This window comes from Dactylosporangium sp. NPDC049742 (genome assembly GCF_040674675.1).
GTDB classification, from domain to species: Bacteria; Actinomycetota; Actinomycetes; order Mycobacteriales; family Micromonosporaceae; genus Dactylosporangium; species Dactylosporangium maewongense.
This window is the reverse complement of sequence record NZ_JBFANF010000026.1, coordinates 135,036-158,668: the sequence shown is the minus strand read 5'-3', so window position 1 is coordinate 158,668 and position 23,633 is coordinate 135,036. Positions and strand designations below refer to the sequence as shown.

At 70.7% G+C, this 23,633-nt stretch carries 19 protein-coding genes and 1 pseudogene; 8 read left to right on the top strand and 12 right to left on the bottom strand.

Annotated elements, in window-relative coordinates:
• The 8 genes from AB0J72_RS29345 to AB0J72_RS29310 all read right to left on the bottom strand — a co-directional run.
• A partial coding sequence (locus AB0J72_RS29345; RefSeq protein ID WP_363404092.1) for a DNA cytosine methyltransferase occupies positions 1–699 on the bottom strand: 699 nt, incomplete at its 3' end.
• Positions 696–1,562, bottom strand: a complete 867-nt coding sequence (locus AB0J72_RS29340) for a bifunctional DNA primase/polymerase (RefSeq protein WP_363404090.1) — start codon at positions 1,560–1,562, stop codon at positions 696–698. The genes AB0J72_RS29340 and AB0J72_RS29345, both read right to left, overlap by 4 nt.
• Positions 1,555–1,881 carry a hypothetical protein gene (locus AB0J72_RS29335; RefSeq protein WP_363404088.1) on the bottom strand — a complete coding sequence of 109 codons (327 nt, stop codon included), beginning with the start codon at positions 1,879–1,881 and terminating at the stop codon, positions 1,555–1,557. The genes AB0J72_RS29340 and AB0J72_RS29335 overlap by 8 nt, the downstream gene beginning before the upstream one ends.
• A complete protein-coding gene (locus AB0J72_RS29330) occupies positions 1,878–2,168 on the bottom strand; it encodes a hypothetical protein (protein WP_363404086.1) in 291 nt (96 codons plus the stop codon). The genes AB0J72_RS29335 and AB0J72_RS29330 overlap by 4 nt, the downstream gene beginning before the upstream one ends.
• 137 nt (positions 2,169–2,305) lie before the next feature.
• Positions 2,306–4,468: a cell division protein FtsK gene (locus AB0J72_RS29325; RefSeq protein ID WP_363404084.1), complete on the bottom strand. Its 2,163-nt coding sequence runs from the start codon at positions 4,466–4,468 to the stop codon at positions 2,306–2,308.
• 89 nt (positions 4,469–4,557) lie between these two features.
• Positions 4,558–5,355 carry an ABC transporter permease gene (locus tag AB0J72_RS29320; RefSeq protein ID WP_363404082.1) on the bottom strand — a complete coding sequence of 266 codons (798 nt, stop codon included), beginning with the start codon at positions 5,353–5,355 and terminating at the stop codon, positions 4,558–4,560.
• 13 nt (positions 5,356–5,368) lie between these two features.
• Positions 5,369–6,085 (bottom strand): hypothetical protein, encoded by a 717-nt coding sequence (locus tag AB0J72_RS29315; RefSeq protein WP_363404080.1) that lies wholly within the window; start codon positions 6,083–6,085, stop codon positions 5,369–5,371.
• Positions 6,082–6,516 (bottom strand): hypothetical protein, encoded by a 435-nt coding sequence (locus AB0J72_RS29310; RefSeq protein ID WP_363404078.1) that lies wholly within the window; start codon positions 6,514–6,516, stop codon positions 6,082–6,084. The genes AB0J72_RS29315 and AB0J72_RS29310 overlap by 4 nt, the downstream gene beginning before the upstream one ends.
• Before the next feature lie 294 nt (positions 6,517–6,810).
• On the opposite strand from AB0J72_RS29310, the gene AB0J72_RS29305 reads away from it, so the two are divergent.
• The 4 genes from AB0J72_RS29305 (at position 6,811) to AB0J72_RS29290 (ending at position 10,625) form a co-directional block, all read left to right on the top strand.
• Positions 6,811–8,148, top strand: coding sequence for a hypothetical protein (locus tag AB0J72_RS29305; protein WP_363404076.1), 1,338 nt, complete (start codon positions 6,811–6,813; stop codon positions 8,146–8,148).
• Positions 8,148–8,672: an NUDIX hydrolase gene (locus AB0J72_RS29300; protein ID WP_363404074.1), complete on the top strand. Its 525-nt coding sequence runs from the start codon at positions 8,148–8,150 to the stop codon at positions 8,670–8,672. The genes AB0J72_RS29305 and AB0J72_RS29300 overlap by 1 nt, the downstream gene beginning before the upstream one ends.
• Positions 8,673–9,005: 333 nt before the next feature.
• Entirely contained in the window at positions 9,006–10,124 is a 1,119-nt protein-coding gene (locus tag AB0J72_RS29295) for a DUF262 domain-containing protein (RefSeq protein ID WP_363404072.1), read from the top strand.
• A 3-nt stretch (positions 10,125–10,127) separates the two neighbouring features.
• On the top strand, positions 10,128–10,625 hold the full coding sequence (locus AB0J72_RS29290; protein ID WP_363404070.1) for a HEPN domain-containing protein: 498 nt from the start codon (positions 10,128–10,130) through the stop codon (positions 10,623–10,625).
• Positions 10,626–11,196: 571 nt separating this feature from the next.
• Here the strand turns inward: AB0J72_RS29290 and AB0J72_RS29285 are convergent.
• A pseudogene (locus tag AB0J72_RS29285) lies at positions 11,197–12,242 on the bottom strand (IS5 family transposase).
• Between the two features lie 676 nt (positions 12,243–12,918).
• Here AB0J72_RS29285 and AB0J72_RS29280 point away from each other — a divergent pair.
• Positions 12,919–13,860: an ADP-ribosylation family protein gene (locus AB0J72_RS29280; RefSeq protein WP_363404068.1), complete on the top strand. Its 942-nt coding sequence runs from the start codon at positions 12,919–12,921 to the stop codon at positions 13,858–13,860.
• Between the two features lie 7 nt (positions 13,861–13,867).
• Here AB0J72_RS29280 and AB0J72_RS29275 read toward each other — a convergent pair whose 3' ends face one another.
• Positions 13,868–15,055: an FAD-dependent monooxygenase gene (locus AB0J72_RS29275; RefSeq protein WP_363404066.1), complete on the bottom strand. Its 1,188-nt coding sequence runs from the start codon at positions 15,053–15,055 to the stop codon at positions 13,868–13,870.
• Positions 15,056–15,219: 164 nt separating this feature from the next.
• Between AB0J72_RS29275 and AB0J72_RS29270 the strand changes: the two genes are divergently transcribed.
• Together AB0J72_RS29270 and AB0J72_RS29265 are read left to right on the top strand one after the other, a co-directional pair.
• On the top strand, positions 15,220–16,389 hold the full coding sequence (locus AB0J72_RS29270) for a DUF2786 domain-containing protein (protein ID WP_363404064.1): 1,170 nt from the start codon (positions 15,220–15,222) through the stop codon (positions 16,387–16,389).
• A gap of 71 nt (positions 16,390–16,460) precedes the next feature.
• The gene (locus tag AB0J72_RS29265) at positions 16,461–16,988 is read left to right on the top strand and encodes a hypothetical protein (RefSeq protein WP_363404062.1); all 528 of its coding nucleotides are present in this window, start codon (positions 16,461–16,463) and stop codon (positions 16,986–16,988) included.
• On the opposite strand, the gene AB0J72_RS29260 is transcribed toward AB0J72_RS29265, so the two are convergent.
• On the bottom strand, positions 16,966–17,595 hold the full coding sequence (locus AB0J72_RS29260) for a DUF998 domain-containing protein (RefSeq protein ID WP_363404060.1): 630 nt from the start codon (positions 17,593–17,595) through the stop codon (positions 16,966–16,968). The genes AB0J72_RS29265 and AB0J72_RS29260 overlap by 23 nt on opposite strands.
• A gap of 108 nt (positions 17,596–17,703) precedes the next feature.
• Here AB0J72_RS29260 and AB0J72_RS29255 point away from each other — a divergent pair, with 108 nt between their 5' ends.
• Complete coding sequence (locus tag AB0J72_RS29255) at positions 17,704–18,822, top strand: glycosyltransferase (protein WP_363404059.1); 1,119 nt, start codon at positions 17,704–17,706, stop codon at positions 18,820–18,822.
• A 1,741-nt stretch (positions 18,823–20,563) separates the two neighbouring features.
• Here the strand turns inward: AB0J72_RS29255 and AB0J72_RS29250 are convergent.
• Complete coding sequence (locus AB0J72_RS29250; protein ID WP_363404057.1) at positions 20,564–23,584, bottom strand: hypothetical protein; 3,021 nt, start codon at positions 23,582–23,584, stop codon at positions 20,564–20,566.
• Between the last annotated feature and the right edge of the window lie 49 nt (positions 23,585–23,633).

Genomic DNA, 23,633 nt, shown 5'->3' with positions numbered 1-23,633 from the left:
GGGGACGACGGCGTTGCCGAGGGCTGCAAGTCGGTCCACCCGGGCGGGAACCCCATCAGCCACTCGACCCACGCGGGGTTCGGCCGGCCACCGATGACGTCGGGAAGGTTGAGGCCGTTCTTGCGGTGCTCCCGTTTGCGGGCGATCGTCTCGGGCTTCAAGGCACCGCGGCGGGCGTCCGCGTTCTTGGGCGTGGGCCAGCACGAACAGCCGGGTTCGTGTGTGTGGGGCACCCACCGCGCAAGCTCCGACAACGCCGGCGCGGGCGGTGTACCGCATCCGCCGGAGGTCGGCGAGGACGGTGCCGAGGCCGCGGGTGCGGTGGCCGAGGACGTTCTCGCCGATGACGTAGCGGGGTCGCAGGTCGGCGATGACGTCGGCCATGGCGGGCCAGAGCCAGCGCGGGTCGTCGGCGCCGCGTCGCTCGCCGAGCAGGGATTCGCCTTGGCAGGGGTAGCCGCCGGCGACGATGTCGACCTGCGGGCGGGGTTGGGAGCGCCACCAGGCGATGGCTGTACGGACGTCGTCATGGGAGGGCACCTCCGGCCAGTGCTTGTGCAGGACAGCGCGGCAGAACGGGTTGATCTCAACGTGGCCGACGATGCGCATCCCGGCGCGTTGCAGGCCGAGGGACAGCCCGCCGATCCCGGCGAACAGCTCCAGCACGGTGAGCGGTGCACCCGACGTCGGGGCAGTCATGCCGCTACCCCCTCGTCTCGGAAGCCGCCGGTGATGGCGGCGCGGGTCTCGCGGTCGGTCTGTCCTGCACCGATTCCGGCGTCGTACAAGGCGTTCAGCGCGTCGCGGGGGCTGATGGCGTTGGCCGCGACCATCCGGGCGACGCCCCGGGCGGAGCCGTAGAGCGTCGCTCGGCGGCGGCCCTTCGGCGCACGGCGGATGGCGTCGAGCAGGGAGCGCAGCAGCGCGTCGGGTGATGAGATGCCCCCGCCCGGCGTCGAGCTCGGCGCCCTGGTCGTGCTCGCCGACGCCTCGGCGGCCGGCGTGGGTCGGCAGGCCGTGATGAGGGGCGGGGGCATCTCAACCACAGGTCGGTCGCCGATCCACCGGTACGGGCGGCCGGTGCGCGGGTGGATCGATGGCGGCGCCACGACGTACCCGCCGTCACCCCGCACGTCGATGCCCTCGCCAAGCCGTCCCTGACTGTTCAGGACGGCCGTTCCCGGGTGGCGGTAGTACAGGTGCCACCCGCCGCTTCCCGTGACCACACAGGCCGTTTCCGGCATAAGCGCCGGGTCGACGGCGCCGCCGTGGCCCGGGTCGATGTCGACCACGACCAGACCAGCCACCCCGCCGGTACGGACCGCCAGCAGCCCGTCAGGCTGCGCGGCGACCATCGCGGTGACGCGCTGCGGGTCGAGCGTCGCGGCGTACAGGCCGTGGCAGAACATGCAGGGGCAGGCGTCGCGGTCGTGGTCCGGCCCGGCGGTCCGGCAGCCGTCGCAGTTGGCGATGGGGCGCTTGCTGCGGCCGAGCAGGAACACTGGCCAGCCGCGTCCGATGTAGTCGATCGCGTTGCGCAGCAACACTTGTGAGTCAGCCATTGCGGTTGCCTCCCTTGGGTTGGACGCTGGCGCGGGTCGCCCGCTCCAGCACGCGCGTCAGGTCGGTGGTCAGGTCGAGCAGCTGGCGGCGCGCGTACGGCTCAGCGGCGGCGAGCGCGACCGTGAGGGTCACTTCCGCGTGCTCCCGGCCGTCGGCGGCGCGGACGCGGGTGAGCAGCGCGCGGCCGAGGCCGGGGACGCTGACCACAAGGGGGTCGGCGCGGTGCTCGCCGAGGTTGCAGCGGTGTCCTCCGGCGCACCAGTCGGGGTGCCCCACGGCGGCGAGGCCGCTGCGTCCGCGCCGGGCGAGGCGGCTCATCGGGTGCCACCGGTGCGGTTGCGGTCGTTGGCGCGGACGGTGCGGAGGTAGTTGATGGCGCGGCGGCCGGGGCGCAGCTGACGGCCGGTGCCGTCGCATCTGTGGCAGATGCCGAACGCACGACCGATCAGGGCGCGGCGCTTGCCGGTGCCGGAGCAGCGGCGGCAAGCGACGAACGGCCAGAGCCAGCACGCGGCGAGGTAACCAAGCGTCACGATGGTCAGGAGGAGGATCAGCAGGCCGCTTGCGGCGGCGTTGCTGGTAGCGGTAGCGGCGAGGGTGTGCACGGAACGGCCTCCAGAGGCTGTTTTTGGGTGCAGAGGACTGCTGGCGCTACCCGCTACCTCGACGGGTAGCGGCAGGCCAGGTTGGTAGCGGGGTGGGTAGCGGCGGCGCTACCGGGTAGCGGCGCCGCCGCTACCGTTCAGGCGCTCTTGCGGCGGTCGATCGCGGTGTCCACATCGGACACGCGGGCGCCCTTGAGGACCTCGCCGCGGACCTTGACGTTCACGCTCGGTACACGATCGCGGAGCTGTGCGGAGATCGCGTCCGGAGTGATGTCGGCGTAGTGCTCCGGCAGCGCGTCGGCGAGGCGGGCGGCGATGGTCGCCCAGTGCAGGCCCTTCTCTCCGGCGAGGAACACGCTACGGACGTCGGCGAGGGTGTCTCGCAGGTCGCGGGTGATGGTCTCGCCGATCGCGGCGCCGGACAGCGTGCCGGCGGCCTGCCGGTGCTTGCGCGCGGCGGTGAGGATCTTCTCCGCGTCGCTGTGGTCGGCGAGGTACGTCCGGACGGTCGGCGTGTCGTCGCCGGCGCCGTACATGTAGCCGACGCCCCGGTACTGCGGCCCGTTCGGCAGCGCGGAGGCGTCGTAGCCCTCGGAGTACGCCTCACCGCCAAGGATCGCCTCGGAGACGATCCGGTTGCCGCACTTGAGGGCGAACCGCACGGCGTGGTTGTCGCGGTACCGGTTGAACAACCGGCCGACGTCACCAGCTCCGACGCCGGACGGCTTCTGACTGCTGGACAGCAGGATCACACCCGCCGAGGGACCGACGGCCATGATGTAGGACAGGAGCGCGGCGATCTCCTTGTTCTGCTCCTGGCTGTCCAGCTCGTAGTAGACCTGGAACTCCTCCATCACGAGCATCCACACCGCGAGCTGCGGGTACTTCCGCGACAGCTCCCGGGTGATCTTTCCTTCCGGGCACTCCGCGGTGGACAGCGTGGACAGGAAGTCGTTGACCTCCAGGATGTGCGCCTTGACCTCGCGGAGCACCTCCAGGAGGTGCTCGACCGGGTCGTTGTCGCGGCTGTTGGGCACGGGACCGAACACCATGCGGTGCGCAACGAGGCGGAACTTGTCCCAGTCCGGCGACATCTTGCCGTCCACGATGATTAGCCGCACGTACGGGTCGAGCGCCGCGAACAGGGCGAGGAGGCGGGTCGCGAAGGTCTTGCCTTTGCGGGGCTGCGCGCCGACCAGCACCGACACCCACATCAGCAGCAGACCCACCTTCCGACCACGCTCGTCTAGGCCGAACGGCGCTTCGGTCCAGATGTCGCGGACCTTGCCGTCCAACAAGGGCGTCTTCCCGGCCGGGATGGCGAGGGGGTCGCGGTCGGCAACGAACAGCACGTGCCGCCGGTGTGAGCTGGGGTCGCGGGTGAGGAACACCTGGTTGACGCTGACGTCCAGCCCGGACGCGATGGCGCCCTTGGCGTTGAGGACGTGCTCCCACGTCTTGCCGTACGGCAGGTCGATGACCACCTGGGAGCCGGAGCCGGTCGTGTCGCGGGACATCGTGGAACCGAACCCGATCTGCTGGTTGGGCTTGTCCGGGTGGCCCAGCCCGGCGGCGTAGTAGGCGCGCAGGATGATGTCGGGGTTGACCCGCCGGTACCGTCCGGCGACCACGGCCGGGCGCAGGATCGGCTTGTCCTGCGGGCGGCCGACCCGCGCCAGCCCGCACACGACACCGGCGGCGGCCAGCCCGGTCACCCACCACGGGGCCATGGCGTATGCGACCGGCCCGCCGATCGCGACCGCGGCGACCTCGGCGGCCAGGACGATGCCGCGCCACGCGCGGGTGGCCTTGACCTCGCGGTGCAGCTTGTACCAGGTCGCCGGGTCGTTCGCGTCAGCCGCGGCCTGCCGGAGTCCGTACTGCTCTGACAGCCACCACCACCGCAACTGGCGACCGACCAGCTTGAACAGGCCAACGGTGGCCCAGAACCCGGCCTGCATCGCGTACCAGGGCGCCCGCACGGCGTGGTACCCGGCGCGGTGCAACGCGTCCTCCGCGATGTCGCGGACGGTCGCCTTGAAGTTCTGCCAGCCCAGCAACCGCGTCGGGATGATCGGGCGGCGGCCCTTCGCATCGGCCGGCGGCGCGTCGACCAGCACGCCACCGCGCTCCGGCTCCTCGTCGAGCGGGATGTCGAAGTGGCTCTCGGCGCCAGTGCCGTCGCGGCGGGCGCGAGCGGCCCCGAGGTCGACCACGTCGGCGACGTCGGCCACCTCGGACTCGTACTTGGACCAGTCGAACCCGTTCGGGTGCTCGCGGTCCGGTTCGTTGCTCGTCATGCTGGAGATCTCCTGACTCCTGATGGATGGATGGGGACCGGTGCGCGGCCGAGGGTTCATAGGCCACGGAGGCCGCGCACCGGGCGGAGCTAGTCGCGGTTGGCGTGGATCAGGTGGGCGAGCGCGGCACCCATGCCGAGCACGGCGACGGGCAGGCAGGCAACCGCCGTGGTGATCCACCAGGGCGCGGAGGTGACCCCGGCGGCGCTGAGCAGGTGGTACGCGACCTGACCGGCGCAGCCGAACACCAGGGAGCCGATCGCGGACCAGCGGGCGAACCGGCGCACTGCCGGGCCGTAGGCGTCGGACAGCCACACGGCGAGGGCGTACGCGGCGTACGCCTCCACGCCGATCGGGAGCGTGATGGCGGTGTTGATGCTGAACCCGTCGGCGATGCCGGGCAGCGGGTGGATGACGCCGAACCCGGTCAGCTCGCCGAGGCCGACCCACCCGGACCAGATGGCCACGAACGCGGGCAGAGCCAGGACCCAGACCGGCCAGGAGCGCGGCTTGCGTCGGGCGGCCGGGGCGGGCGGCGCGGTGATGTTGGCGTCCGGGTGTCCGTCACCCGTGGCCTGCGGCGGCGTCTCGATCGCCTCGGCGACCGGCGGCGCCTCGGCGGGCGGCACGGGGTCGGGGATGTCGGTGTCCGGCTCCAGGTCCGGCACAACGTGCAGCGTGCGCGCCGGGGGCATCTCGGCAGGCTCGGCACGCTCGTCGGTGAGCGCCTCGCGGATGGCGTTGGCCTTCGGCGCGCCGATGCGGAACTCCTTCATCAGCGCGTTCCGGGAGGGGATCTCGCCGAGCTGGTCGGCGAGGGTGCGGGCCTGCGGCATGAGCGCTTCGATCGGGGCGGGGTAGGCGCTGGGGGCGGTGGCGGTGGTCATTGGTGCTGCTCCTTCAGTAGTTGAGGACGCGGCCGGACACGGTGTGGGCGCTGAGCGCGATCGGGCCGGTCACGCGGATGGAGCCGGACACGGACTCGGCGCGCAGGTTGCACCGGTCGGTCGCGGCGACCGCGATGCCGCCGGAGACCGTCTTCACGGCGCCGTCGCCGATCAGGCGGTCGATCACGATGCGGCCCGAGACGGTGAACAGGTCCGGCGCGCTCACCGTGTCGATGCGGACCGCGCCGGACACCGTCTCGGCGACCGCGCGGAGCAGGGCGCCGGACACGTCCACGGACGCGCTGACCGTCTCGGCGAGCAGCGAGCTACCCAGCGGCAGCCGCGCCACGATGTCCACCAGCGGGCCGACGCCACCGCCGACGACCGCGCCGCCGGACATGCCGCCGATCGACACCACATCGCCGTACACGACTCCCACGACGATGCCGACGTTGTGCCCGACCACCTGGGTGACGCCGCCGAAGTGCTGCCGCGCCGTCGTCGGCTCCAGGTTCGGCACCCGCACCGCGAGGTGGTCGCCGTGGTCATCGATCGTGGTGCGCTCGACCGCGCGGGCGCCCGGCTCGTTGCCGTCGGGGCTGGTCAGGGTCACTTCGGCGTACTCGCGGTCCTCCACGATCACGCGGACACTGCCGACGTTGATGCGCACGTCCAGCGTGATCGCGCCGTACTCCCGCGCGGTGTACGTCCTCGCCTTCGGGGCGTTCATGCCGCCACCTCGTTGCTCGTCTCGCGGACGATCCGGACGACCGCGCCGTACGCGACGTGAAGGCGAAGGGCGATGCGGGAGAGGCTCACCGACCGGCGGCGCAGGCGGTTGACCGCGACGACCAGCTCGGCCGGCGTCAGCGTCACCCGCTCGCCGCTGCACGCGAGGTCGACGGCGATCTCGTCGATATAGTTCGGGTCCGTCTCCAGCTCGCGGGGCAGGTCGCACTCGACCGCGAACCGCTCGTCGTCGCGGATCGCCAGCTCCCAGCACGCGCCGCATGCCACGCCCCGTGTGAACGGCGAGCGGTGCGCGTCGCAGTGCCGCGCGGCAACGTCGGCCAGGACGTGCTCCGGGCCGAAGTAGCCGGCGATGCCCGGGATCGTGGTCAGCGGCAGGACGTCGGCGCCCCGCTCCGTCTGTGTGATCACTCCAGAACCTCCAGATCGTGCCGGCGTCTGCCGGTCGGTCGAATACAGCACCAGTGCTGTATTCGTGTTTGCGACCGTACAGCGCCAGTGCTGTATTCGCAACCGCGTGGCGTGCCATTGAGCTGGGACTTGATCGATTGGCGCCTCGGTCGATCAGCGCCTGACACAAGAGAACCGCAGCGGCGACCTGGTCGACAGGGAGTGAGCCGTCCGCGACGTGGCACTCGTCTCACACCCTGTGTGAATCGATCGACGGGGTTCCCTGAGCGTCACGGATTCCCTACGCTCCGGAGCATGGCCGAAGCGAATCTCCTGCTCGCAGCGCTCATCGAGCGCGCCGGCCTCTCGAACGCGGGCCTCGCGCGCCGCGTCAACCTGCTCGGCGCCGCGCATGGGCTTCGGTACGACCATGCGTCGGTCGCCCGCTGGATTCGCGACGGCGCCGTACCCCGGGACCCCGGCCCAGAGCTGATCTGCCGCGTCATCGGTCAAGCGCTGAACGCGCCCGTCGCGCTGGCGGACATCGGCATGGAGCGGCGCAAGGCCGCACCGGTTGGGATGCCCCTCGCGCAGGCGGTCGAGCGCGCATCGGCGCTCTGGCGCGGCGACCAGCGGGACAAGGCCGGCGGACCACCGGCCACCGGCACGGACGCGATCGCGCCGGTCTGGGAGTGGGAGAACCCACCCGACGACCTCGACGTCTCACGCGACGGTCACGCCCAGGTCGGCACCGCCGACGTGCAGCGCCTGCGCCAGCTCCGCGCCCGCTATCAGGAGATGTACCGCCGTGTCGGCGGTGTGCCGGTCCGGCCGCGTCTCGTGGCGGCGCTGAACGAGCACGCAGCGCCGCTGTTGCGCAACGCCTACGACAACCGCACCGGCCGGGAGCTGCTCCGCGCGGCCGGCGGACTGGCGGCGCTCGCCGGGGTGTGCGCGTACGACGCCGACCAGCAGGGCCTCGCCCAGCGGTACCTCTTCGGCGCCCTGCGCATGGCGAAAGCCAGCGGCGACAAGGCTTTCGGCGCGTACGTCGTGGCGCTGATGAGCACCCACGCGTTGCACAACAACCAACCGCGGCTCGTCGTGCAGTACGCGGAGTCAGCGCTCCGCGCGGCGCGGGGGCATCTCAGCCACGCGCTTGCCGCCGATCTGCACTCGCTTGCCGGGAAGGCGTATGCGCGGATGGGGCAGAGCGCCGACTGCCAGCGGCACATGGCCGAGTCGGAGTGGACGGCCGGGCGCATCAACCAGACCGACGAACCGGCGGAAGCGTCGTACGTCCAGCCGGGCCTCATCGAGACCCAGGTTGCCGAGGCGCTGCGGCGCCTGGGTGACCTCAGCGCCGCCCAGACGTACGCCGAGGAGTCCGTACGGACAGCCGGCGGCACGCACCTACGCGGCCGCGTACACCGCTTCGCCGGCCTCGCGCTGATCGTCGCCCAGCGCGGCGACGTCGACCAGGCCGTGCACGTCGGCACGCAGATGCTCGACTACGCCGAGGGCATGGAGTCCGGCCGGATCCGCGACCGCGTCGCGCAGGTGACGACCGCGCTCCGGCCACACGCTAGGGTGCCAGCGGTGGCGGAGTTTCTCGACCGGGCCGACACCGACGCCCAGCTGAGGGGGTTCTGATGCGCTGGCAGGTCAACTCCGAACGCACGCTCTACCAAGACCAATGGGTCCACGTGCTGACCGCCGACGTCGAGCTGCCCGACGGCAGACACCTCGACCACCGCCTCATCCGCAGCGCCCCCGGCGCCGGCGCCGTCGTCGTAGTCGACGGCAAGGTGCTCCTCCTCTGGCGCCACCGCTTCATCACCGACACCTGGACCTACGAAATCCCCGTCGGCGCCATCGGCAACGACGAGCCAGCCGTCGCAGCCGCACGCGAAGTCGAGGAAGAGACGGGTTGGCGGCCAGGGCCGCTCCGCCCGCTGATCTACACGCAGCCAACGCCCGGCCTGATGAACTCGGAGCACCACATCTTCCGCGCCGACTCAGCCGAGTACATCGGTCCTCCGGTCGACGGCTTCGAGTCTGAGCGTGTCGAGTGGGTGCCCTTGGATGACATCCGTCGTTTGATCGACAAGCGAGACATCGTGACTGGCACAACGCTCGTCGCCCTGCTGTACCTGCTCATCGACTCGGGGCGGTAGGCGGCTACGCCGTTGGGCGTCGCGGCCGAGACTCGGCCCACTCCCTTACTGTCTGCGGACGCCAAACCGGCGAGCGGCCAAACTTCCGCTCGGGCTGCGGCGCCTGCTCACGCGCCACGTAGGCAGCCCAGGTGCTGCGCGTGATGCCGAGGAAGCGTGCACAGTCGTCCGCTGTCCACCAATCGTCAGGCAAGCCGGTCGGTTCCATCGTCCCGTTCATCGCGTCTCACCGTACGGCAACACACGAACCGTCACAGCATGCTGTCGATCGTGCAGGGCGAAGCGGGTTGATGACCAGTCCCGTTGGACGGCGATTGATTGTAGATTGTGACCATGGTCGCGAAGAGTCTCGACGATGAGGTCGAATCCCTAGAGCTTACTGACGATGAGTTCGATGATCTCAATACCGCCGAAGGCGAAGTGGAGGCGGTCTCGTACTCGGGAACCGACTTCGACGCCGAGGGCCTCGTGCGCAGACTCAACCGAGGAGACATCGTTGTGCCAACGTTTGGCCACGGTGATCCAACGCTAGAGGTTGCCGGGTTCCAGCGAGGATTCGTATGGCGGCGACCTCAGATGGATCGGTTCATCGAATCACTACTTCTCGGCTACCCGATTCCCGGAATTATGCTCGTTCAGCAGGCAGACCGAAGGTATCTCGTCCTTGACGGGCAACAGCGCCTGCGAACGCTGAGCGCCTTCTATGGAGGCGTTCATCAAGGCAAGGAGTTTGAGCTACAGAACGTTGCACTCCCGTTCCGGGGACTAACCTACAAGTCGCTCAACTCGGAGCAGCGCCGCCAGCTTGACAACACGTTCATCCAAGCCACAATTGTCAAGACGGACGGCAGTCGAGAATCGCTCGACGCTGTTTATCAAGTGTTCGAGCGCCTGAATTCCGGCGGCACCCAACTGACTCCCCACGAGATACGTATCGCACTCTATCCGGGCGAGCTGGTTGACCTTCTGTCGGAGTTGAACGCATTGCAACCATGGCGGGACATATACGGAGCGAAGTCGCCGCGACTCCGCGACCAAGAACTAGTTCTTCGCATCGTTGCCTTGTATGTGAATCAAGAGAAATATACTCGCCCTCTCAAGAAATTCCTGAACGACTTCGTAGGCGATCACCGAAATCTAGAGGGCCTTAATGTCCCTGAAATTAGGCGACTGTTCGCGAAGACTTCAGAACTTCTTTTAGACGCCTCCGGGCGTGGCTCGATCCGGTACCAGAGCACACAAGTTAACACCGCCTTGACGGAGGCGCTATTCGTTGGCCTCATGCGGAAGCTGAAGAAGAAGCCCGATTTCTCGGTTGTTAAGGTTCGAAGTGCATTGCGCCGCCTTACGGCCAATAAGGAACTACCGGGGGTCATCTCCGGCGGCACTGCCACCGAGGAGTACCTGCGGACCCGACTTGCTCTCGCTACTGCTGAGTTCAACAAGGGGTGACCAATGCCCAGGTTCCCGGTTTGGCCCCCCGACTCAATACGAGGGCCTAAACACCAGCTTGATCAACTTGCACTGACGGTTCGCAATCGACCTAGGACGCGGACCATCGATGAGCAAGTCTGGTTAACCCGATTTTTTGTAATACGCATCTGTGGATATCTTGAGCAAGTGGTTTACGAGGTGACGCGCGAGCATATTAGGCAGAAGTCTGGCGGTCGCGTTCAAGTCCTGGCGTTGTCTTGGTATGAACGCACTAGAAACCCCACGCCGGACAATCTGCTTGATCTTGTGCGGCGCTTCGGTGATGATTTGGCGGATGAATTTGCGCAACTTCTTGCCGACGATGACAATCGACTGAAGCGGGAATTGAAATTACTCGTCGACCGACGGAACACCATTGCGCACGGCCTAAATGAAGGAATGACCGAAACGAAGGCCTTGGCATTGAAAGCAGATGCCGAAATAGTATCGGCCTGGTTTATCGGCAAGCTAAAACCGTAGAGCGTGCGAGCGTCCGCCGGCATCAGAAGGGCGAAAGCCCTCCCGATCAATGGTCAGTCGCGCCCTGCGCCCGGCATGACGATTGCCGGGCGATGAGTGGCTAACTGCGTGACAACCGGGTGACACGATGGCGGACTATCCCGGACGTCAACGGACATCTTTCCGCAGCCCGCAACATCTACCTCCGACCAGATGGCGTCAAGGGCGGCCGTTCACACCGAAGAGGTCACTGGTTCGATCCCAGTATCGCCCACGCGACAGACGGCCCCTGCTCAACGGCGGGGGCCGTTTTCGCGTTCGTCGCGTGGTGTCATCCGCGCAGGCTTCGCCTGCTCCCCAGCGGGGGTTCCCACCCGCACCCCCATGCTTCGGCTTCGCCTCGCACTGCCTGCGCTTCGCGCGGCAGGACCGACGCTTCCGCGTGCCATCGTCGGGGTCCAGCTTCCTGGGTCCAGCTCGGCTGGTGACCAGGCAGCGAGCACTTCAACGACCCCCAGGCCCAAGCCGAACAGCATCGTGGTCGCCGTATCCGCATTTGTGCTCGACGACTAGGAGCTGTTCGGGGTTCGGATCATGTGGTTGAGGTAAGGAATTTCAGCCACATGATCGAGCCTCGGAGGTGGAGTCCGGCCTGATAGCTGTCCGGGTCCTTGTCGTAGCGGGTGGCCACGCCACGCCAGGTCTTGAGCCTCTGGAAGCAGCGTTCGACGGTGTTGCGCCGCTTGTAACGCTGCGGGTCGAAGCTGACGGGCCGTCCGCCCGCCGACCCCTTCTTCTTCCGGTTGGCCTGCTGGTCGGACTTCTCCGGGATGACCGCGGTGATCCGGCGTCGGCGCAGGTAGGCACGGTTCGCTCTGGACGAGTAGGCCTTGTCCGCAGCGACCGCGTCAGGGCGGGTCCGGGGCCGGCCCTTCGGCCCGGGAACACAGACCCGGTCCAGCAACGCCGGGAACTGCGGGCAGTCTCCGGCCTGGCCCGGGGTCAGCAGGAACACCAGCGGCAGCCCGGCCGCGTCGACCACGGCGTGAATCTTGCTGCTCAGTCCGCCCCGGGACCGGCCGAGCCCGGCGACTCCAGCACGCGCCTTGCGCCGACGCCGGGTCGCGGCACGTTCCCGACCCGCCACTTGCTGACCGTCCGCACCGTCCGCACCGTCCGCACCGTCCGCGGCGGGTCCGGCCGCCGTCGGGTCACCCGCCACACCGGCGGCTGCACCGCCAGCGGAGCCCCCTTTTCCTCGGTCAACGCCTGCTCCAGGGCGTCCAGGGTCTCCCCAGCGACCGCCAGACCAGCCGACTCCTGATGCGCCCGCACAACAGTGGAGTCCACACTCACCAGTTCCAACCCGACCAGCCCCCGCGCACCGGCCTCAGCGATCAACGCATCCATCAAACCCTGGAACACCCCCGCCCGGGCCCAGGCATTGAACCGCGAATAGATCGTCGACCAGGCCCCGAACCGATCAGGCACATCACGCCACCCGGACCCGGTACGAAACCGCCACAGGACCCCGTTGAACTGATCCCGCACCCGCCACGGCAACGGCCCCGTCGCCGCCACCGGCAACAACGGCTCGATCAACGCCCACTCCGCATCCGTCACATCGAAACGCGCCACAGCCGAGTTCTACCAGCCATCACCAGCACCACCTAGATCCGAACCCCGAACAGCTCCTAGGACCGGGCTCTGCTCATCCACCGCGCCGGCGACGATCTAGGGGGCGTCCGCGTCGGGTCGTGCGCGTCGCCAGGCGTCCTCGAATGCCTCGGCACTGATCTGCATCGGGACGTACTGGGGATCGCGTAGGTCGATGGGCGGATTGAACGGCCGATCATCAGTTCGGAGGCAGTCACCGTCGGGGCGTTGCTCGACCGCACGAAGGCGGCGACCGTCTGGTCCTAACTCCGCGAGGTGCACGACGCCGTCGTAGTCAGGCGACGCGTCACGGAGATACAACAGACCGCGGTTTGCGAGAACGCCGTAGCCAGGGAGATCTCGATGAGCCAAACGCTGTTCATGAAGGTCAGCCAGCGGGCTGCCGGGCCATGCCGTAGTCATGGAGAACCAGATACCGGCTCTTGGTTCCGCTGACCCACCCCTTCACGGCGACAGCATGTCCAACACGTCGCCGCGCCGACATGGGCGGATCATCTCCCAGGTGTAACCCATCGAGCGAAGCCCACCTGTAACCCTGCGACCTGCCTGGTGGAACCTTGCGCCCTCGGCGGCACTGAGCAGCGCGGCGGCATCTCCAGGGTCAGGGGCTCGGACGCTGGTCTGGTAGGACTTGCGGGTGCGTGATGACCAGCGGGCGGCGCTCGCGTTGATGGGCGAGCGCTTCCCGCTCGTCGAGGAGCGCTTCCGCCGTGTCTACAACCTTCGCCTGCCGCGCCACGTCGCGGTCTTCGCCGCCTTCTGGCACAGCCTCGACTGTGCGGAGCGATCGGCGGTCTGGGGAGGCCTCGGCCTGCGTACAGGGGGCATCACGGCGCTGTTCGCCGACGGCGGGCTGTCCCTGAGTGCGCGCGACGGCCTGGACGAGCGGCTGGACCACCGCTACCGGCGCGACCCGCCCGAGCTCGTCACGATCATGGGGGGCGACTCGGACGGCCTGCACTACGGCCTGTGGTACGACGACCCCGCCGACCTGCCCACATTCGTCGCGTACAACTGGGCCCGCGACACCGCGGAGACCTGGACGAACGGCTGGGTGACGATGCTCGGCCAGACGTACGGCCTGCTGCAGAAGGTCCGCAGCGACCGCGAGCGCGACGACCCGGCGCGCTACGAGGGCGCTGAGCCGCTCGAGCCGGCCGAGGACGCGCTGAACGCCTTCGCCGACGCGGACGCCGAGGCGCTCGCGCAGGACGGTCCGCGCCGCTGGGCGACGGCCGACCGCCCGGACGGCGGCGTCACGATCGGACCGGCCCTGCCACCGGACGCCGGCGACCCGCGTGCGGGCCGCGCGGACGAGCGCATCGAGTTGTACCGCAGCCCGGAGACAGCGGCGTCGATCATCGCCGAGGCTCGCGCCGAGCTGGCGGCCGGCCAGCCCGCGTACGCGCTCGTCGTGGGCCGCGAGCTGCACTGGTTCGACGCCGACGACCACCGGGCCGAGGCGACGGAGCTGCTCGTGGGCGCATACCGGGCGCTGGGCCGCGACGCCCTGGCCGACATCGCCGAGGTGCACCACGCGAACCGCGATCTGCGGTCGGTGGACGTCCTCGTGCGCTAAGGGTGGGTCAGGTGGGGACCTTCTCCGATTGCTGGAGGTCGGCGTGGGCGTCGTACGCGTGGATCCAGGTGACCATCTCGGGGAGGTTGGTGAGGCGTTCGTTGCGGGCCTGGGCTTCGGGGCCGTCGGGGACCTGGAAGCACTTGGCGTTGCCGCGGGAGCCGAGCTGGAGCTGGCGGGCGCGGGGTTTGCGGAGGGACTCGTACGCCGACAGGGCCTCGTTGACCGGGAGGTCGCGGCGCAGGAAGTGGGCGAGGACGGCGACGTCCTCGACGGCCTGGTTGCTGCCCTGGCCGGCGTGGGGAAGCATCGGGTGGGCGGCGTCGCCGACGAGGGTGACGCGGCCGGTGCTCCACTGGCGCAGCGGCTCGCGGTCGAAGAGGGCCCAGCGGCCGGTGTCCTCGACGGCGCCGAGCATCGTGAGGACGGTGTCGTTGAAGCCTTCGAAGGCGGCGACCGCCTGGCTCGCGTCGCCCTTCGCCGACCAGGACTCGTCGGTCCAGGCCTCGTCGCGGGTGTAGGCCACGAAGTTGATCAGCTCGCCGCGGCGGACGGGGTAGACGACGAGGTGGCTGATGGGGCCGAGGAAGAACGTGAGGCCCATGGACGAGCCGCCGGGGACCTTGTCGATCGGGACGAGGCCGCGGAAGCAGCTCATGCCGGCGAAGACGGCCTCGTCGGGGCCGGCGACGTGCTGGCGGACGGTCGAGCGGACGCCGTCGGCGCCGATGACGAGGTCGGTGGTGGTGGTCGTGCCGTCGGCGAAGGTGATGGTGACGTCGTCGGGCGTCTCGGCGATCGTGGCGCAGCGCTTGCCGAGGTGGACCTCGCCGCCGGCGGCGCGGAACGCGTCGAGCAGGACCTGCTGGAGGTCGGCGCGGTGCAGGCCGAGGAACGGGGCGCCGAAGCGGGCGGTGTACCAGTCGCCCATGGGGTGCTCGTAGAAGATCTCGCCGGTACGCCACTCGTGGAACTGGATGCGCTGGAGGTCGGAGCCGACCTCGCGCAGCGCCGGGCCGAGCCCGAGGGCGTCCATCAGCCGGGTGCCGTTGGCGCCGAGCGACACGCCCGCGCCGATCGCGCTGAAGGTGGCGGCCTGGTCGTACACCTCGACCTCATGACCATCAGCTAGCAGGGCGATCGCGGCGGTGAGGCCACCGATCCCAGATCCGATGACTACGACCCGTGACGTCATGGTGCCCTCTCGACTCGCGTCCTGCTTGTCGGCCTTGCGAACAGGTGTTGCGAACAGGTGTTGCGAACAGGTGTTGTGAAACAGGTGTTGCGAAACAGCGACGGGAGCCTATCACCGTGGTGGATGAACAAAGGTGGCCCGGGACGGCCGGGTAGCCTTGCCCGGTGCGTACGGCGGACGAACAGATCAAGGCGGTGCTCGACGGCAGCGTCGGGTACGAGCGCGGGCTCGACGCGCTGACCGTCGCGCCCGCCGCCGACGTCGACCCGGCGCTCTTCGCCGCCGTGCGGTCCGCCTGCTCGCGGCTGTTCGAACGCGGCTGGCAGCCCGGCGAGCTGCACCGGGTCGCGGGGCGGCGCGGCACCGTGGCGCACACCCAGCTCGTGACCGACGCCGTCGCGACGCACCTGCGGCAGTTCAAGCCCGCGCTGGTCGACCCGCGCTGGCGGGCCCAGGCCGACGCGCTCGGCGCGACCGTCTGGTGGGGGGCCGACGAGCGCTACCTCGACGGGCTCGCCGCGCGGTGGCGGGTCGACCGGGTCGAGGTGCTCGACACGGTGCTGGTGCTGCTGGGCATCCTGCGCACCCTGCCGCCGATCGAGGTGCTGGTCCCGCCGCCCGGCACCGTACAGGCGGCGGCCGCGAGACCGAGCAACGTCGACGTGCGGCTGCTGGACAGGGTGCGGGCGCTGCTCGCGAAGGCGGAGTCCACGACGTACCCGGCTGAGGCGGAGACCTACACGGCGAAGGCGCAGGAGCTCGTCGCCCGGCACAGCATCGACGAGGCGCTGCTCGTCGCCCGCGGCGCCGCGACGGACGTGGTGCCGTTCGCCCGGCGGATCGGCGTCGACCACCCGTACGAGAGCGAGAAGGCCGCCCTGCTCGACGCCGTCGCCGGGGCGAACCGCTGCCATGCGGTGTGGTCGCCGGAGCTCGGGTTCGCGACCGTGTTCGGGTTCGACACCGACATCGACGCGGTCGACCTGTTGCACACGTCGTTGCTGGTACAGGCGAACCGGGCCATGTCCGCGGCGGAGCCACCCGGGGGCAAGGCGGGGCGCGCGCGGCTGAAGACGTTCCGCCAGTCGTTCCTCGTCGGGTTCGCCGTCCGGATCGGCGAGCGCCTCAGCCAGGCCGTCGCGTCCGCCGCGCTCCCCCCGGACACCGCCTCCGACCTGCTGCCGGTCCTCGCGGCCCGGGACGCGCAGGTGCGCGAGACGATGGAGCGGGTGTTCCCGCGTACCGTCCGCGGCCGCGGCACCAGAGTGGACAGCGACGAGGGCTGGGACTCCGGCCGCGCCGCCGCCGACCGGGCGGCGCTGCACCGGAGCTGAGAGGATTCTCAGGGTCCCGCCGGGGTCGCGCCCTGATGCCGCTCGGGATCGATCGTTGCGAACCTGCGTGTATGACCCCATTGCTGGTACGCGTCGGCGCCCCCGTCCTGCTGTTCGTCTACGGCACCCTCCGGCTCATCGACGGGCGCGACGGCCACCACGACAAGGACGGCGCCCTCTGGAACGTCGGGCATGTCTGCTTCTTCATCGCGTTCGTGCTGCTGGCGGCGCTGACCGTGCACGCGTACCGGGCGCTGCACCGGCACCGGGGGGTCGCCCTGCCGGCGGTCGCCGCCGCGCTCTTCGGCGCCGGCTGCTTCCTGTGGGTGATCGTCGGGGACATCTTCGCGTCGTTCCCCGAGCTGCCGGACGCGCTGCAGGTCGTCGGCCCGGCACTGTTCCAGCTCGGGATGCTGACGTTGCTGGTGCTGCTGGTGCTGGCGCGACGCGCGCCGTGGTGGAGCCCGGCGCTGGTGGTGGCGGCGTTCGCGGCGATCGGGGTGAACCTGGACCTGATCCCGCTCGCGGCGGTCCTGCTGTTCGCGGGCCTGCTGCCGCTCGGCCGCCCTGTTGCCATTACGCCCGCGAGCGCTGGCTGAGTGCCGCTGCCGCGATCCAGTTCCAGGCGACGGCGACGCCGAGGAACAGGGTCAGCGCTCCACCAGCCCCGCCGGTCATCGCCCAGGCGAGGCCGAGCGTGAACAGTACACCCGCGATCCGCCCTGAAACGGCCCAGCCGCGCTGACCCGTCCGGCGGAACCCGGCCGCGAGCACGAAGCAGAGCGCGATCATCGAGAAGAACGACACGCTGGCGCCGGCGTTGTGCACGATCATGTGGCCGCTCATCGTGGTCAGGCGACCCTCGGGGGTGCCGAGCGGGAACCCGTCGCTCGCGTCCATCCGGAACACGGCCGCGATGAGCAGCCCCACCCCGATGGCCGCGTGCAGTGCTCGTGTGGCTTTCGCGGCTCCTGTACCGGCGGCCGCCGCCACGCTGAGCAGCCCCACCACCACGAAGCTGGTGGTCTGCACCCAGCCGAGGTCGCCCAGGGCGAGCATGCTGACGGGGTGGCGGGTGATGTCGTACCCGTCGCGGGTGGCCGCCTGCACGACCGCCGCGACGGTGAACAGGGGCGCCGCGAGGATCCCGGCGTTCGCCAGGGCGCTGGGGGTGCTGACTCGCTCGGTGCTGACGGTGTCGAGCATGATCGGATCCTTCCGGTTGCGTCTTCGCTCACTGACGCGTCGAACGGCTCCCCGGTTTTTCGACACGTTCGTTGAACCGGTCTGGGCGGCGGTGCGTGGACGCGGGGTATGCGGATCCTCTTCACCGCGTGCCCGATGTTCGGCCACGTCAACCCGGTCCTGCCGCTGGTCCTCGCCGCCCGCGCCGCCGGCCACGACGTCGTGGTCGCGACCGGCCCCGACATGGCCGCCCGCCTCACCGTCCCCACCTGGGCCGTCGGCCCCTCACACCACGAGGCCGGCGGCGGCCCCGGGACGGACTGGCTCGCGTACTTCGCCTCGACCGCCCGCGCCCGCGCCGCCGACCTCGTCCCGCGCGCCCTGGACTGGAAGCCCGACCTCGTGATCTCCGAGGACACCGAGCTGTCCGGCCCGGTCGCCGCCGCCGCGACCGGCGCCCGCCACGTCGTCCACGGCATCGGCATCATGCCGCCGATCCAGCTCTGGGCCGCGTTCGGCCCCGCCCTCGACGGCCTGTTCGACCAGTTCGGCGTGCCCGGCACGAGCGCCGGTCACCGCGCCGCCACGTACCTGGAGCTGTGCCCGCCCTCCCTGCGCCCCGCGTCCCCTGCCGCCGAACGGATCTGGCCCACCACACTCCCGCTGCGCCCCGTCGCCGGCACGCCCTCCGGCTCCGAACAGCTGCCCGCTTCCCTCGATTCGCTGCCGTACGAGCAGACCGTCCACCTCACCCTCGGCACCGTCTTCCACGCCAACCGCAACGTCCTGCACACCGCGATCGCCGCCCTGTCAGCGCTGCCCGTGAACGTGGTCGCCACCGTCGGCCCCGACGTCGACCCCGCCGGCTTCGGCCGCCAGCCTGCGCACGTGGTGCTCGCCCCGTACCTGCCGCACACCCTGCTCCTCCCCCGCTGCACCGCCGTCGTCTCCCAGGCCGGCGCCGGCATCATGTTCGGCGCCCTCGCCCACGGCCTGCCCCACCTGGCCCTGCCACAGGGCGGCGACCAGTTCACCAACGCCGAAGCCATCGAACTCTCCGGCACCGGCCTGGCCCTCCACCCCGCCGAGGTCACCGGCGCCGCGATCACCGACCGCCTCACCGAGCTCCTGACCAACCCCGCCTACACCGCAGCCGCCACAGCCGCCCGCACCGACCTCACCACCATGCCCGACGCCCCCACCGTCCTCACCACCCTGACCACCTCCCCTTCCCAGTTGATCGAATAGCAGATCCGGCCACCCCCACAGCCAGATCCACCTGTCGATCAAGCCGCCGACGCCAGACCCACCCCACCCATGACCACGCCGACCCACCTTGATCCACAGACCGATCTGGCCGCCCCCACAACCGGCTCCCTCCTTGGATCAACGCCGACGCCCACCACTCCGTCGCCCGCGACAGTCGCAAACCAGCACAGCCGCGCGTCTTCGGCGAGGGCGCAGGTTGGCGGACGTGCCGGGCCGCAGGCTGCGGGTTTCCCGGCGCGGTTCGGTTCGGTGTCGCGCTCACACTGGTGGGCGAGGATGCGGACGACGCCGTTGTCGGCAACCCGCCGGACGACGCCGCAACACCGAGGACCCGGTCGACGGCGGCGACACCGAGCATCTAGACCGGTGCGCAGCCTCGACCGTCCTTGCGCCGCACCGACAGACCCCACTAACGCCCACTTCGACCAGCCACCCCGAGGGCAAGGAACGCGGCTGTTCAGCGGTGCTCGCGCGGCGTCCGTTCCCCAGTGTCGGAACGCCGGGCCCCGAGGCGATTGGTGCCCATCCAGGACCGACGGGCTGCCCGGCTGCAGCGCGGTGCAAGGCGGGGCGACGCTGCATCGGGTAACCGCGCCAGTGCTCGCAGGCTGTGCGTTGAACAGGCTGAACTGCGACATCACGCCGCGCAACGGCAACAGTCCGGGAAATGGAACGGTCGGCGACGGGAGAGGTCACTGCGCCGGGGTCGGCAAGCGGCGGCAGACGAGGAGCAGAGGCGCGGCAGGGCGGCGCGGCATGGGGGGCGGACGGCACGGGGCGGGGCGACTGCGCTGCGGCGGGGGTAACCGCACGCAGCGGTAGCGGGCTATGCGCAGAACGGGCTGGACTGCGACAGCACGCCGGGCAGCGGTGGCAGGCGGTGGGAAGGGGTTAGTGCGCGGGGGTCAGGGAGCGGCGGCGGAGCAGGAGCAGGGCGGCGCCGGTCGCGGTGAGGAGCGTGGTGGTGGCGGCTGGCAGGGCGGGTGGGATGCCGAGGCAGACGGTGATGCCGAGGATGCGGAACAGGCACCACGGGGCGGGCGGGCACGGGCGCGGCCACTGCGCTGCGGCGGGGATAACCGCACAAGGCGAAGGCGGGCTATGCGCGAAACGGGCTGGACTGCGACAGCACGCTGGGCAGTGACGGCAGGCTGGACTGCGGCTGCGCGCTGAACAGCGGCAGCACTCCGGGCAGCGGTGGCAGGCGGTGGGAAGGGGTTGGTGCGCGGGAGTTGGGGACCGGCGGCGGAGCAGGAGCAGGGCGGCGTCGGTCGCGGTGAGGAGCGTGGTGGTGGCGGCTGGCAGGGCGGGTGGGATGCCGAGGTAGACGGTGATGCCGAGGATGCGGGACAGGCACCACGGGGCGGGCGGCACAGGGCGGGGCAACTGCACTGCGGCGGGGGTTTACCGCACACAGCGGTAGTGGGCTGTGCGCGGAACGGGCTGGACTGCAACAGCGCGCCGAACAGCGGCAGCACACCGAGCAACAGCACGCCGGGCAGTGACGGCAGGCTGGACTGCGACAGCGCGCCGAACAGCGGCAGCACACCGAGCAACAGCACGCCGGGCAGTGACGGCAGGCTGGACTGCGGCTGCGCGCCGAACAGCGGCAGCGCGCCGGGCAGCAGCAGCACGCCGAACAGCGGCGGCACACCGAACAGCGGCAGCGCGCTGGGTAGCAGCAGCACGCTGGGCAGTGGTGGCAGACGGTGGGTAGGGGTTACTGCACGGGGGTTGGGGGGCGGCGGCGGAGTAGGAGGAGGGTGGTGCCAGTTGCGGTGAGGAGGGCGCCGGTGGTGGTGGCGGCGGCTGGCAGGGTGGGTGGGATGCCGAGGTAGACGGTGATGCCGAGGATGCGGGACAGGCCCCATGGGAGGAGGGCGAGCTGGTCGTTCCACAGGGTGAGGGCGCGCTCCAGGCCGAGGGTCGTCACGAGGGCGCCGAGCAGGGTGAGGGGGGTGCCGGCGACGAGCAGCAGGGTGGCGGTGACGTGGCGGCGGCGGAGGTGGTAGTGGTCGCGGAGGACGAGGGTGGTGGCCACGAAGAGCCAGCCGAAGGCGGCGAACGCCACGCAGATGTAGACCGCCCGGACCGTGGGGGCGGTCCAGAACTCGAGCCAGTAGTGGCCGGGGCCGCGGACGGCGAGGGCGGCCAGCAGGAGCAGGGAGCGCAGCAGGGCGACGCCGCCGATGGTGGCCCACAGGTGGAAGGGGTCGCGGTGGCGGCCGAGCAGGAGGCGGGCGGTGAGGGCGAACAGCAGCCACGCGCCGAGCGTCAGGACGAGGTGGGCGGGGGCGGCGAACCAGGTGTAGACCAAGCGGCTCAGGATCAGGGCCGCGGCGGGCACGGCCAGCACGAGGACGCGGTCGGTGCGGGAGACTGTGGCGTCGAGGTGGGCGACGCGCCAGGGGCGGGTGGCGCCGGTCCAGAGGGCGTGCAGGGCGGCCGGGCGGCGGAGGATCGCGCCGGCGACCAGGGCGGCCAGCAGGAGGACGAAGAGGGCCCTGGCCAGCCAGGCCATGAGCGGGTCGCGGTCGGCTCGGGTGGCGCCCAGGTCGGCGGCGGTGAAGTTGTAGGCGGGCAGGTCGACGTCGCCGCCGTAGCGGGTGACGTGGGCGTCGCGGGCCGACTGGTAGCGGCGTTCCGCCGTGCGCCACGCGTCGTAGGCGGCGGAGGAGCCGGTGTCGAGCCATTGGACGTGGCGCAGGACCATGGTGCGGTACGCCCCGAGCGTGCCGAACAGATCCGCCTCATAGGTCAGGGTGTCGAGCAGCTTCGCCCGCAGCACCGGGTCGCGCCACGTGGCCGGGTCGGTCGCGGTGATCAGGGCGCGCATCCGCGCGGCGGCCTCCACCGCCCGCTCCCCCTCGGCCACCGCCGCGTCCACGGCGCCCGAAGCGGCCGTCACGGCGTAGATGCTGGTGAGGGCGGCCGAGTCGCCGGTGGCGATGTCCCACTCGAAGATCCACATCATGGGTGGCGGCTCGAGGCCCAGGGCGCGGACGGAGTGGTCGGCGTAGGCGCCGATGTAGAGGCCCTTCGTGACCGCCTCGCGGGAGAGGGCGAGCATCTCGCAGACGGCGGCGACGGTCGCGGGGTCGGACGAGAACGTCTGGCGGACCCAGTCGGCGGTCAGCTGCTCGGCCGGGGCGTCGGGGTCGTGGGCGAGCCGGCCCAGCGTGTAGGCGTTGAGGTCGTACAGCTGCCAGAAGCCGGTCCGCAGGTACAGCGTCATCGGTCCGGCCCGCAGCGGGCCGCCGTCCTGCGTCCAGGTCCAGACGCCCTCGACGTGCGGGTTGGCGGCGAGGAAGCGGCGCAGCGCCTGCTGGTGCAGGCCGGTCAGGTCGTTGGGCAGGGCGCCGAAGCCCTCGAACTCGCGCCGCGCCTGGAACTCCACGATCCGCCGGTGCGTGCCGGTCTCCAGCGTGCCGTTGAAGGGCAGGTGGCTGTAGAAGTCGCCGAGCGTGTACTTGGTGGAGACGATGAGGTGCGGGTCGTCGATGCCGCCGAGGACCTCTTCGTAGGAGGCCGGGTTGGTGTGCAGGTCGCCGACGGCGCCGACGCCGACGGTCCAGGTGCGGAAGATCAGGTCCTTGCCGGCGGCGCCGGCGGTGCCGAGCAGGGTGCGCAGCATGGCGCGGACCGCGTCGACGCCGGTGACGGCGAGCCTCGACGAGTAGTCCCAGCCGGGCTGCCGGTAGACGTCGCCGCCCTCGCCGATGCGGACCATGAGGCCGGCGGCGAAGGGCATCGCCTGGAACAGCTCGGTGAGGCCCAGCTGGTACACCTGCCAGAAGCGCGGGTCGCCGACCTTGAGCCCGCCGAACTCCCGCTCCAGGTAGCGCTCCAGCGGCGGTGACACGGCCAGCATGTCGGTGAGCAGGTAGACCCGCATGCCGAGGTCGGCGGCGTGGCGGAAGACGGGGCCGAACGCCGCGACGAGCGCCTGCGCGCGGGCGATGTGGTCGTCGCCCGCCGGATAGACCGCGTGGCCGTCGCCGACCAGCGCGAACGTCACATACTCCAGGAAGCCGGGGACGACGACGCCGTTGTAGCCCTGGGCGAGGGAGTGCTCGACGAACTGCCGGAACTGCGCGTCGATGCGGGCGACGGCGGCCTGGTCGACCCACGGCGCGGCGGGCAGCAGGGCGCCGCCGACGACGTCGGTGTTGAGCGAATAGTCGGTGCCGGCGGCGAACGCGGCCGGGTCGGGCTCCCGGCCGACGGACCCGGCGTCGGTGAGCCGCAGCCCGAGCCGCGGCGCGAAGACGGCGGGGCCGGTGGCGGGCAGCACCGCCGAGCCGGACCGGATCCGGTCGGCGACCGCATACAGGCCGGTGGCCGCGCCCGCGGCGCCGGCGGCCTCGATGGTGATCGCCGTGCCGTCGCCGCCGAGCCGAAAGGCCTCCAGCGAGCTGCCGAACGGAGCGACGCCGACGACGACCCGCAGCGGCACGCCAGGACCCTCGGCGGGCTCCTGGCCGATCGCGGGCGCGGGCAGGCCGCGCTGGACGAGCGCGTCGGCGACGGCCTTCGCGGCGAGGGTGAGCCGCGGCTCGGCCGGCACGCTGATCACGCTGATCGGCGGCGCCGCGACGAGCGGGGTGGCGGGCGCGGCGACGGCCCGCTCGACCGGCACGGACACGGGGCCGAACGACAGCCCGAGCGCGCCGCCGACACCCCACGCCACCAGCGCGCCGAGCACCAGCAGCAGGAGAGCCGAGATCACCACCCGTCGCATGCGGCACATCGTAGAGCCCGGGTCTGACACTTCCGCCAGTCAAATGAGA

Coding starts and splice junctions, on each gene's coding strand:
- AB0J72_RS29340 (WP_363404090.1), bottom strand. CDS start 1,562: ATGGCTGACTCACAAGTGTTGCTGCGCAACGCGATCGACTACATCGGA.
- AB0J72_RS29335 (WP_363404088.1), bottom strand. CDS start 1,881: ATGAGCCGCCTCGCCCGGCGCGGACGCAGCGGCCTCGCCGCCGTGGGG.
- AB0J72_RS29325 (WP_363404084.1), bottom strand. CDS start 4,468: ATGACGAGCAACGAACCGGACCGCGAGCACCCGAACGGGTTCGACTGG.
- AB0J72_RS29320 (WP_363404082.1), bottom strand. CDS start 5,355: ATGACCACCGCCACCGCCCCCAGCGCCTACCCCGCCCCGATCGAAGCG.
- AB0J72_RS29315 (WP_363404080.1), bottom strand. CDS start 6,085: ATGAACGCCCCGAAGGCGAGGACGTACACCGCGCGGGAGTACGGCGCG.
- AB0J72_RS29305 (WP_363404076.1), top strand. CDS start 6,811: ATGGCCGAAGCGAATCTCCTGCTCGCAGCGCTCATCGAGCGCGCCGGC.
- AB0J72_RS29300 (WP_363404074.1), top strand. CDS start 8,148: ATGCGCTGGCAGGTCAACTCCGAACGCACGCTCTACCAAGACCAATGG.
- AB0J72_RS29295 (WP_363404072.1), top strand. CDS start 9,006: ATGGTCGCGAAGAGTCTCGACGATGAGGTCGAATCCCTAGAGCTTACT.
- AB0J72_RS29290 (WP_363404070.1), top strand. CDS start 10,128: ATGCCCAGGTTCCCGGTTTGGCCCCCCGACTCAATACGAGGGCCTAAA.
- AB0J72_RS29275 (WP_363404066.1), bottom strand. CDS start 15,055: ATGACGTCACGGGTCGTAGTCATCGGATCTGGGATCGGTGGCCTCACC.
- AB0J72_RS29265 (WP_363404062.1), top strand. CDS start 16,461: ATGACCCCATTGCTGGTACGCGTCGGCGCCCCCGTCCTGCTGTTCGTC.
- AB0J72_RS29260 (WP_363404060.1), bottom strand. CDS start 17,595: ATGCTCGACACCGTCAGCACCGAGCGAGTCAGCACCCCCAGCGCCCTG.
- AB0J72_RS29255 (WP_363404059.1), top strand. CDS start 17,704: ATGCGGATCCTCTTCACCGCGTGCCCGATGTTCGGCCACGTCAACCCG.
- AB0J72_RS29250 (WP_363404057.1), bottom strand. CDS start 23,584: ATGCGACGGGTGGTGATCTCGGCTCTCCTGCTGCTGGTGCTCGGCGCG.